Genomic DNA, 11425 nt, shown 5'->3' with positions numbered 1-11425 from the left:
CCTATTGGTAATTTAAATTGAGATGTAAACTAAGTTAATATTTGACGGTTAGATAATTTAATTAACGAACCGTCAATAGCATCTCATTTTTTATTAGCGTAGAAGTTACCCATGTTATAATAGAGAGGCAGTTTTATTAAGGAACTTTGTGATGCTGAATGTGAATGAAATTCCACATAAAGGGTTGAAAAGATATATAGCGAAACTTGCACGTCAAAACCATATAAGCTATATCAATACTGGAAGTAGTCTATTGGCTCAAACGATTACTCGTTTAGCTGATGATGATGTTAAACCAGACGAAACTGAAAAATTAGTGATTGCTTTACGTCGAGCAAATGTGATCGATGGTTCACAAATGTTGATTTTGCTTGGCCGTTATTTTGATGAAACTCAACATGTTTGATCCTTTTAATGATTTTGAGACAAATGGTTATTTACGCAATTTCAGAAAAGATAAAAATTGTATTTTAAAAACCAAAATCTAAAAAGTGATCTCAATAAGAAAAAATAGTGTTGTATAGACAAGGTTCTTAAATATTTTATTTAAATTTCAAATAAATTTATACAACTAAACGTGATATTTAAAATATCCTTCAAGAAATAAAATACTAATTTAGTTATATCAATACTTTAAGATTATTTCATAAGACCTTTTTAAAGCTAAAAATCAACATAAAATTCCCCTCATCCTAGCCTTCTCCCAAAGGGAGAAGGGATTTTCAATCGCAATATGATTCACGCTACATGATTACTTTTTCATTTATGAAAGAGATTTATTTAAATAAATATCAAAAAAATAGATAGTATAAACTTAAAAATATAAATTGGATTTATTCTAAAAAATAACCAATCATAGAATTCTAAGCAATTTAGTAAGGAATGCTAAAAATGGACAAAAAAATTAGAGTTGCTGTGATTGGTGGCGGTATTGCGGGATTAGCACTCACCACTCAATTGGTCAAAAATAAACATTTAGATGTACATCTCTTTGAGTCCGCATCACAGTTTTCCGAGATTGGCGCAGGGATTTCGTTTGGTGCCAACGCAGTTAAAGCCATTCAATTATTAGGTCTAAGCCAAGAGTATGAATCTATTGCAGATCAGGTAAAGGCACCATACACCGATATTTGGTTTCAATGGCGTAATGGTTATACCGATGAGTATCTATCTGCATCGATTGCGCCACAAGTTGGACAGTCTTCGGTACATCGTGCAGATTTTCTCGATCGCTTAATTCCGTTAGTGCCTTTAACAAATGTACATTTTAATAAACGTGTACAAGAAATTGAGGCAGATGAAGAACAAGCGACAATTCACTTTATTGATGGTCAACACATTACATTTGATTATGTGATTGGTTGTGACGGGATCCGTTCAGTTGTTCGAAACCATGTGCTTGACTCTAATCAATTAGCGCGTGTTGAACCTCAGTTTTCGGGGACTTGGGCATATCGTGGAATTATTAAATTTCAAGATTTTAAGCAAGCTATTGCAAAACTGGGAAATGATGCAGAAATTGCCGATGTACCACAAATGCTTTTAGGGAAAGATAAACATATCTTAACTTTCCCAATCCGTCAGGGTGAAGAAATTAACATTGTCGCGTTTAAGTCAGATCGCACGCAAACCGTATTAGCAGAGAATACACCATGGACATCGCCTGTTTCAAAACAAGCCATGCTAGCTGATTTTGCAGACTGGAGCGAGAGTTGTAAGGCATTATTGGATCTGATCGACTCACCAACCATTTGGGCATTACATGAAATTCAACCTTTAGAAACCTATAAAAACAAAAACAATAATGTGATTTTGATTGGCGATGCTGCTCATGCCATGTTACCGCATCAAGGTGCTGGTGCTGGACAAGGTTTAGAGGATGCTTTGATTTTAGCTAAATTATTAGAAAACCCTGAGTTGACATCTGAATCTATCAAAGCTGTATCTGAAATCTATGAGCAAGTTCGATTAGCGCGCGCCGTGAAAGTTCAAAATACCTCGCGTGAATCAGGTGAAATCTATGAGCTATATTCATCGAAATATCCTGATTTTGAGTCAATAGGCCAACATTTGGCACAGCGTTTTGACTGGTTGTGGCAGCATTCGCTTGAAAATGATATTCAGACAGCTAAAGCAGCATTAGCAAAACAACTACAGCACACTGAAATGACGACTTAAACAACAAAGATTACAAACAGGACAATATGACCAGGGAGGTCTATTATGCAAACCATAAATGCAAATGAAATTATTGATCATGCCAAATTAAAAGCCATTCATTGGCGGGTGATTTTATTCAGTGCATTGATCATTATCTTTGATGGTTATGATTTAGTGATTTACGGTGTTGCTTTACCCAAGTTGATGGCAGAATGGCAAATTGACAGTATTACGGCTGGATTTCTGGGCAGTGTCGCTTTATTTGGGATGATGTTTGGTGCAATTATTTTCGGTAGCCTGAGTGATAAATTAGAAAGCTATGGATTTAGCCGCAAAAAATTAATTATTTTATGTATCTGTTTATTCAGTGGTTTTACTTTACTTTGTGGTTATGCCAATAATCCACAAAGTTTTGGAGTCTTTCGGTTTTTGGCTGGTTTGGGTTTAGGCGGGGTTATGCCAAATGTAATCGCCTTGATGACTGAATACGCACCTAAAAAACTACGTTCAACCTTGGTTTCCTTAATGTTTAGTGGCTATGCAGTCGGTGGAATGTGTTCAGCTTTATTAGGAATGTGGTTAGTCCCGCAATTTGGTTGGAAAATCATGTTTATTCTAGGAGGCACGCCACTTTTACTCATTCCGATAATCTGGAAGCTGTTACCCGAATCGATTGATTATTTGGTGCGCCGTGATAAAACTGACCAAGCCATTGAGATCCTTAAACAAATTGACGGCAATATTACCTATACGTCTCAGACTCAAATTGGTCTTCATCAAGACAATCAATCTACCTCTAAAACCCCGATCAAGGATTTATTTGCAGAAAATCGTGGGATGGTGACACTCTTATTCTGGGGCAGCGTATTTATGGCGCTTGTATTGGTCTATGCTTTAGGTAATTGGTTACCTAAATTGATGGTAGAAGCAGGCTATGATTTATCAACCAGTCTGGTTTTTCTATTGGCTTTAAATATTGGGGGAATGCTTGGTGCAATTTGTGGTGGCTACTTAGCGGATCGTTTTAATCTGGCAAAGGTATTATGCTCACTGTTTTTAAGTGGCGCGATCGCATTAATCTTACTGAGTTATAATTTACCAATGGTCATTCTTTATTTTTGTATTGCGGTTGCTGGTGCTGCATCAATTGGTGGGCAAATCTTATTATTGGCGTATATGTCTCAATTTTATTCATCCAATATTCGTGCAACAGGCTTAGGAATGGCGTTAGGTGTGGGGCGCTTAGGCGCAATTTTAGGGCCAATCCTATGTGGTTGGCTGTTAAGCTTAAGTCTGCCCATTAATTATAATTTTATCGCATTATCAATCCCTTGTGTTATTGCAGTAATGAGTGTTTCAATGATTCACTTACGCTTGAAAAAAACAAAATTGGCGGTGAAAGCGCTACAAATCTAAAAGTAGAGTAGGGAGGTCTACCTCCCTCATTCAATAGAGATATTACAATTGATTGATCTAAGTCTTATTAAAGTTTTTATTATCGTTTTTGAAACTAAAAATATTAGTCATGCAGCTGAGCGCCTCAATTTAAGCCAACCTTCTGTCACCTATAATCTAAATCGCCTACGTAAATTTTTAAATGACCCTTTATTTGAACGAGACAAATTTGGAGTCAAACCGACCAAGTTGGCACAAAGTTTATACCCAAGCTTTAGGCAAGCAATTACCGATATTGAAATGGCAATTACAGCGTCTAAATACTTTGACCCAAAAACCTCAACTCGGATATTTCGTTTAGGCTTATCTGATTTGGGTGAAATATGTTTACTACCTTCTTTAATTCAATACCTTTCTAAAGAAGCACCATTTATTAAGGTGGAAATTGAAGAAATTCAATCGCATAAAGTAGAAGAATGGCTAACTGAAGGTTTTTTAGATGTTGCTGTATTCAATAGTAGTTATACTGTTATGCCTAAAATTGAATCACGTAATTTATTTGAAGAACGCTATATGTGCATTGCGCATAAGTACCATCCACGTATAAGGGATACACTGAGTTTAGAACAATATTTTCAAGAAAATCATGCTGCTATTAAATCTTCAACAGGTCATATTGAAATTGATCAAAGGCTGAAAGAATTGGGCTTAAAAAGAAAAATCATGCTTGAGCTTCCTCATTTTAGTGTTTTACAAGATGTTGTGACCAGTTCTGAATTATTAGTGACTTTGCCTTCAAGGGCAGCAAAAGTATATGCGCGTAATGGTGATGTCAATATTTTTGAATTACCATTTTCAGTTAAACCGTTTAATGTAAGTGCCAATTGGTATAACCATCGAGATGACATAGAAGCCAGAACATGGTTTATCCAAACACTACAAGAACTTTTCCAATCGCTTTAACGCCGTATTTTTATTTGCAATGTATTAAAAAAACAGTGAATAGAGCCATAACTTATCTGAACTGCTCTTTATTTGAATGAGAATTTCAAGTAATCAGCATTAAGAATTAAAAATCTATTTATCTTGTCAAAAATAGAATATCATTCCAATCATAGATAAATCAGTGACTTATTTTTTTAATTCCTTATATAAAGTGAACTGCATGAAATTACAGCTAGATAAATACGATCGTGGCATTTTAGAACTATTACAAAAAGATTGTACCTGGGCGATTGGCGATATCGCAGATCGTATTGGATTAAGTAATACAGCATGTTGGCGACGCATTCATAAAATGGAAGAAGAAGGCATCATTCGCGCTAAAGTTGCTTTATTAGACCGTAAAAAACTAAATATCAATGTGATTGTTATGGTTTTTATTAAAACTGCACAACATAATGCAGAATGGATTGAAAAATTTCACAATCATATCCATACAATCGATGAAGTTATAGAAGTGTATCGGATGGCTGGAGAGACTGATTATTTGTTAAAAGTCGCTGTACCCGATGTGCTTGAGTATGACAAAGTGTATAAAAAAATAATTCAAATTTCTGGCCTTACTGACGTGAGCTCCAGTTTTGCCATGGAACAAATTAAATATACGACTGAATTACCTTTAAATTTTCTTTGATCATTGATGTTTTTTCATAAAAATCAAAGCTAGGTCTCAATAAGATGTATTTATTTTAGGGTTGATTTGTTCCGCATTTTACTAAGAAAGAATCGTACTATCTCCCTTTATGACAATAAAAAATTAAATCAACATTTAACAAAGTAAATTTGCTAGGCATATTTTCTAAGTAAATGACTTTAAAAAACTACTCAATAACGCATTGAACATATCAATCAGCCACATTATGAATATTTACCTTATCATGTCATTATGGGAATAAAATTCCCATTAAATATTCAAATACGGATTTATATTCTATATTATTTGAAAAATAGTGATTTATTTAAAATAAAAATTCTATGCATTTTATCTATCATTAGTTGTAGAAATATTTGTTAGAAATCATGCTGGTGCTGCTATGAATCACTTTTGTACACAAGTCATAAATTTGGGAAGAACCCCTCAGCGTTTTGATGGTTTGGTGAACACACCTGTTTATCGAGGTTCAACTATCGTCGTCGATAGTTTTAAAGAATGGGAAGATCATAAGCAAAATGGTGGTGTTTATAAACATTATGGCCGTTTTGGTGCTGCTACAGCAAAGTCTTTTGAAAGTGCAATTAATGCATTAGAAGATGGTGCAGGATGCATGGTTTTCCCATCTGGACTATCGGCTTGTACTCATGCATTAATGGCATTTGTTGCAGCAGGTGATCATGTTCTGATTGCTGATAATATTTATGGGCCAACACGAAGTTTTGCAGACAGTATGTTGCCCAAACTGGGAATCCATGTTGAATACTTTAACTCATGTGATTTAGATGAGTTAAACAACAAAATTAATCAAAAAACCAGTGTGGTCTTTGTAGAGTCACCAGGTTCAATTACTTTTGAAATTAGCGATATTGCCGCAATCTCAGAAATAAGCCATCGAATGAATGCCAAGGTTTTAGTGGATAACTCTTGGGCAACGCCATTGTTTTTTCAACCTTTAAAACATGGAGCAGATGTCTCAATTCAGGCTGTCACAAAATATATTGGTGGGCATTCTGACATTCTAATGGGAACTGCAACAGCAAATGCAGCATCCATAGAGCAATTAAATAAAGTGGTTCACTTTTTTGGTGAAACGACTAGTCCAGATGATATTTATCTAGCATCACGTGGGTTGCGTAGTTTAGCCGTTCGCTTAAAACAGCATGAGGAGAATGGTGTAATACTCGCTCATTATCTAAATGAACATCCTGCAATTGATGTGGTAAATCACCCAGCTCTAGCAATGAATCCATATCACAAACTATGGCAACAGAGCTTCTCTGGTTCTACAGGCTTATTCTCCTTTTACCTAAAACAAAACAATCCGTGTTTTGTTGAGGCTTTCTTTGATTCTTTAAAGCTTTTCCACATCGGCTTGTCATGGGGTGGATTTGAAAGTCTGATTTTGCCAGTTGGAACACCTTATCGCACTCAAAGTCATTTGCCTAGTCGTGGATATTTGGTGCGCCTACATGCAGGACTTGAACATGTAGACGATTTAAAAGCGGATTTGGATGAGGCTTTGGCTGTTGCTGCGCAGTGTGCGATAGCTTAATTTCATTATACTTATCGTAAAATGAGACCTTAAATATCCATTATAGCAAGACTATAGAAGAAACCCTCTAATAAAATAGAGGGTTTAATTTAAAATGGATTAAAAATTATAGCGGACACTTAATGTGGCATTTCTTGGTGTACCCCAATTCATAGAGTTTGCACCAATACCTTCGTAGTATTTCTTGTCAAAAATATTGTCAACGTTCAGCTGAAGCTTAATATTTTTATCAACTTGATAACCTAACATCGCACTAGCAAGTATAAAAGCATCTTGATCTATACGTGTATTTCCAGTACCCGTATAGTATTTACTTTTGTAATTTAAACCTAGTCCAGCACTCCATAGATCTACTTTATATTTCACAAATAGATTAGATGTTGTGCGTGAATTCGTTGTATTAACCTTTACACCTTTTGCATCTTTTGCTTCAAAATTAGCAATACCAAAATTAACGCCCCAGTGTTCATTAATTTCCCCATCTGCTTCAAATTCAAAGCCTTTACTTTCAACTCCATCTACACCACGATAAGCTTGTTCATTTGTAAGCTGACCATTACGTACAATAAATTGTCCTGTTATTGCTTCAGCAAAATTAGATTGTTCAATGCGGAATAGTGATAAAGCTGTATTTAAACGTCCACCAAACCATTCACTTTTCAAACCTGCTTCATAGTTTTTACCATTCGCAGGATCTAGATATTGATCATTTACATCTTTACGGCTTTGCGGTTTAAATATGTCTGTATAGCTGACATAGACTGAGTGATCTTTTGCAAAATCGTAAATAGCGCCAATATAAGGCGTGACTTCGTTGTTAAATTCACGATTGCCTACACCATTTTCAGACTCATATTTCCAATTAGATAAACGTGTACCTGCAATCACTTTTAATGGATCGAGAATTTGAAATTTACCAGAAATATAAGCTGAAGTTTGAGTCGTTTGATTCAGAGCATTTACACCATTCAAAATGACAGATTGAAGTAGTGGTTGTGCCATATTGTTATAGTCGAGCGGACCGCCTAAATATTTCTCGATTTCATTTTTAGTATTGGATCCCCCAAAAATATCCTTGGTCTTCTCATTTCTATTCCATGAACCACCAATAATTATTTCTTGTGGGCGGTTAAATAGTGTAAAAGGCGCATTGATGAAAAGATCAATGTTATTTTCTTCATTCCTTGCTTCAGAGCCATATACTGAAACATTATCTGTGATTTTACCTGTCTTAGGATCAGGTTTATTTTTCAGTGGGCTGGTATTGGTTGCTTTGTTTACTTGCCCTCCAGTGTAAAGCAGAAGGGTATTTACATCTTCTTTACGAAAGGTATATGCAACATTTAAATTAACATCATTGAATAAATTCTGTTTTAAATTGGCGAATACTGCTGTGGTATTTACATCCCAAAAAGTCCAAGGTGCAGTTACCGTTAAGCTTCGATCAAAGTTAGTACGACTTCCATCATCATAAAATGCTGGAGTGCCTCCCCAACGAATACCATCACGTTGTAACTCTTGATAAGTTGCGCCAAGTGACATACTAGTTTTATCACTCAAATCGTAATCAATCGCACCATAAAATACATTGCGTTCTTTTTCATAAAAATCCATAAAGGATTTTTCATCAGCATGTTTGACGAACATACGTCCACGAAGTGAACCATCTTCGTTCAGTGGAGTAGAAATATCCGCAGAGCTACTCCATGCATTCCAAGAACCGAATGAAGTGCTCAGATTACCCGTCAATTCTTTTGCATTGGCATGTTTACGGACCATATTCAGTCCCATTGCAGGGTTACCAGCACCTGTGGTAAGTCCATTTGCACCTTTAACAACTTCTACACGATCATAAATATCTAAATCAAGGTCACCTGCACCTAAGTTTGTAGTACTCGGCATTCCATCTATTAAATAGTAATCGACCTGAAAGCCTCGAGCGTAAACAGACTGACGTTCATCGGTACGCGAGGTTGAAACACCTGTAATGGTATTCATTAAATCTTGAAAAGAATCAATGTTTCGGTCATCTAAATATTCACGTGTTAAAACTTTGACAGATTGAGGTGTTTCACGAAGGGACAAGTTTAATTTTGTTGAAGTATTTGTACTTTTGGCTGTATAGCTTTGTGTCCCTTCTGTAATCGCTGAATTTTCACTTTCTGCTTGTATTTTGATTGTTGGTAAAGCCACTGTTTCTGTTTTTTCTTCCGCATAAACAACAGATGGAATAGTTAAAGCCATAGAAAGTACTAGAGGATGCATTTTAAATGCATGTCTCAAAGGGAAGAAGTTGTACATAAGATTAATTCCATAATAAAAAATGCGCGCTATCGGTTTTCTGCCTTTCTATTGCTTTGAACCTGTTACGGACGGAAAAGCGTTACAAAAAGTAACATATGGATAATTAATTATCAATAATGATTCTCATTAAATTATATAAATCATTATTCTTATTATTTATATATAAAATATATAATTAATTTTGTTAACAAGTCATGTTTTTATAAAAGATTTTGAATTTTGTTATGCTGTATAGAATAGGGTGAAAATTGCGAATTTATTTTTTATAAAGAAAAACTGAATATCTTTTTAAATTAACTATGAACTTAAAAAATATTTTAATATCAACATACTAAGCCTCATCTTCAACACGAGTTTAATCAGATGCTTTTGGCTGATCAAATTGAGTAAATAGCCAATGATGAACTTTCGATAAGGCTTCAGCACCAACGGTATGACGTGGATAAACGACATAAAATCCTGTTTCCATGGCTAACTCCTGTGGAAAAACTTTAATAAGTATTCCAGACGCTAACTCTGAATGTACAAATATTGGATGGGTTAAAGTAATTCCTTGAGCAGCAATAGCAGCATCAATCGCAAGTGCAGTCTGATTAAAGCGGATATTTTTAAATAGATTTTGCGTATTCTTGAATTTTAATTTCTCAATAAAATGCGGCCAAAGATTATGTGCATCATGTAATAAGGTGAACTGGTCTAAGGTGCTGATCTCTAAAGATCTCTGATTTGATAGCTTAAGTGACTTGATTAACTCAGGACTTGCCACCGCAATAAAGGTGTCTTGCAACAGTAATTCAGTATTTAAACCTGTACCAAATGGTGGTTTACCATAACGAATTGCCAAATCAACAGCATCATTTTGAAAGTGGGAGACTCGTTCTGTAGCCAAAATCTGCAAGTCAATATCAGGATGAGATTGTCTAAATTGATTTAGTCGAGGAATTAACCATTTCGCTGCAAAAGTTGGTGTAACACTCAATGTAATCTGCTGATTTGAATGGTGAAACGATTGAGTTGCCTCAAAAATTAAACTAAAAGCCTGAGTAATGCTCGCGGCATATTTTCGACCATTCGCTGTTAAGTTTACGCCTTTCGGATGTCTCTCAAATAATTTTATTCCCAATTCTTCTTCTAAATGACGGACATGTTGCGCAATTGCACTTTGAGTGACATGTAACTCTTCGGCAGCGAATTTAAAATTTAAATGCCGACTAGCGGCCTCAAAGGCCTTTAATGCGTTCAAAGGTGGTAAGCGATTAAGTAGCGTCATACTATAGTTTTTCTACATTCAATTAAGAGAAAAGGTCAAACCAGATCAACGGAGCTTAATGCTATTCTAGTTGCAGTATTCATATATATTCGATCATAAAACGTTTAGAGGATAGCACAAATGACTGTAGAAAAAGTAGCATTAATCATGGCTGGTGGAAGTGGTATGGGTGCAGCAGCAGCACGAAAATTACATCAAGATGGCTACCATGTCGGTATTCTTTCTTCTTCAGGTAGAGGAGAAGAGCTTGCTAAACAACTCGATGGCATTGGTGTGACAGGTACCAATCAATCTACAGCTGATATCAACAAGCTGATTGAGCAAACATATCAAAAATGGGGGAGGATTGATGTTTTAGTCAATAGTTCAGGACACGGTCCACGTGCACCTATTTTGGAAATCACTGATGAACAATGGCATTTAGGTTTAGATACTTATTTAATGAATATTATTCGTGCCACTCGCTTAGTCATTCCGATCATGGAAAAACAGAATGCAGGGGTGATTATCAATATTTCGAGTGCGTGGACATTTGAACCCAGTGACCTGTTTCCGACCTCAGCTATTTTTCGTGCAGGACTGGCTTCGTTTACTAAGATTTTAGCGGATCAATATGCGGCAAAAAATATTCGTATGAATAATATCTTACCAGGATGGATTGATAGTTTGCCTGAAACCGAACAACGTCGCCAATCTGTGCCGTTGCAACGCTATGGTACCAGTGAAGAAATTGCTGCAACTATCAGTTTTCTTGCTTCACAAGGCGCAGGTTATATCACAGGGCAAAATATTCGTGTAGATGGCGGTATCACTCGTTCAGTTTAATTCATGATGATGACCTTAGTTCAGCCTTATCAATGAGTTTATAAGGCTGAATAGAATAATCTAATGATTAGATACATGATTAATTTTATTGAATTTATGTTTGCTTACTATATTAAATGTCTAACGCGCGTAATCTTCGCTGGTAATGTCAATTGTTGCACCAGTACTATGACAGGAGCGTCCTGTTGCAAGAAAAGCAACCATTTCGGCAACATCACGTGCAGGCGTAAGTTCGCCTAGAGGCAATATCTGATGTGTTAAT

At 35.7% G+C, this 11425-nt stretch carries 10 protein-coding genes; 7 read left to right on the top strand and 3 right to left on the bottom strand.

The window, feature by feature from the left end:
- The first annotated feature begins 151 nt into the window (after positions 1-151).
- From M2R48_RS10520 to metC, 6 genes are all read left to right on the top strand, one after another.
- The gene (locus M2R48_RS10520; RefSeq protein WP_004720401.1) at positions 152-406 is read left to right on the top strand and encodes a hypothetical protein; all 255 of its coding nucleotides are present in this window, start codon (positions 152-154) and stop codon (positions 404-406) included.
- A 485-nt stretch (positions 407-891) separates the two neighbouring features.
- Complete coding sequence (salA, locus tag M2R48_RS10515; protein WP_262086063.1) at positions 892-2178, top strand: salicylate 1-monooxygenase; 1287 nt, start codon at positions 892-894, stop codon at positions 2176-2178.
- Between the two features lie 45 nt (positions 2179-2223).
- Positions 2224-3576 carry an MFS transporter gene (locus tag M2R48_RS10510; protein ID WP_262086062.1) on the top strand — a complete coding sequence of 451 codons (1353 nt, stop codon included), beginning with the start codon at positions 2224-2226 and terminating at the stop codon, positions 3574-3576.
- Positions 3577-3624: 48 nt separating this feature from the next.
- Positions 3625-4518 carry a LysR family transcriptional regulator gene (locus M2R48_RS10505; RefSeq protein WP_081409302.1) on the top strand — a complete coding sequence of 298 codons (894 nt, stop codon included), beginning with the start codon at positions 3625-3627 and terminating at the stop codon, positions 4516-4518.
- 202 nt (positions 4519-4720) lie between these two features.
- Entirely contained in the window at positions 4721-5191 is a 471-nt protein-coding gene (locus M2R48_RS10500; protein WP_004720411.1) for an Lrp/AsnC family transcriptional regulator, read from the top strand.
- Positions 5192-5591: 400 nt separating this feature from the next.
- Positions 5592-6764 carry a cystathionine beta-lyase gene (gene metC, locus M2R48_RS10495; RefSeq protein ID WP_262086061.1) on the top strand — a complete coding sequence of 391 codons (1173 nt, stop codon included), beginning with the start codon at positions 5592-5594 and terminating at the stop codon, positions 6762-6764.
- Positions 6765-6863: 99 nt separating this feature from the next.
- Here metC and M2R48_RS10490 read toward each other — a convergent pair whose 3' ends face one another.
- A complete protein-coding gene (locus M2R48_RS10490; protein ID WP_410004160.1) occupies positions 6864-9065 on the bottom strand; it encodes a TonB-dependent siderophore receptor in 2202 nt (733 codons plus the stop codon).
- A 358-nt stretch (positions 9066-9423) separates the two neighbouring features.
- Positions 9424-10338, bottom strand: coding sequence for a LysR substrate-binding domain-containing protein (locus M2R48_RS10485; RefSeq protein ID WP_262086059.1), 915 nt, complete (start codon positions 10336-10338; stop codon positions 9424-9426).
- 120 nt (positions 10339-10458) lie between these two features.
- Here M2R48_RS10485 and M2R48_RS10480 point away from each other — a divergent pair, with 120 nt between their 5' ends.
- On the top strand, positions 10459-11163 hold the full coding sequence (locus M2R48_RS10480) for an SDR family oxidoreductase (protein ID WP_154130902.1): 705 nt from the start codon (positions 10459-10461) through the stop codon (positions 11161-11163).
- A 120-nt stretch (positions 11164-11283) separates the two neighbouring features.
- Here M2R48_RS10480 and M2R48_RS10475 read toward each other — a convergent pair whose 3' ends face one another.
- Positions 11284-11409: a hypothetical protein gene (locus tag M2R48_RS10475; RefSeq protein ID WP_262086058.1), complete on the bottom strand. Its 126-nt coding sequence runs from the start codon at positions 11407-11409 to the stop codon at positions 11284-11286.
- Positions 11410-11425: the final 16 nt, after the last annotated feature.

The sequence above is a fragment of the Acinetobacter sp. I-MWF genome (genome assembly GCF_025433935.1).
Classification (GTDB): domain Bacteria; phylum Pseudomonadota; class Gammaproteobacteria; order Pseudomonadales; family Moraxellaceae; genus Acinetobacter; species Acinetobacter guillouiae.
The sequence above is the reverse complement of the archived record's forward strand: the minus strand, read 5'-3'. Positions and strand labels throughout refer to the sequence as shown.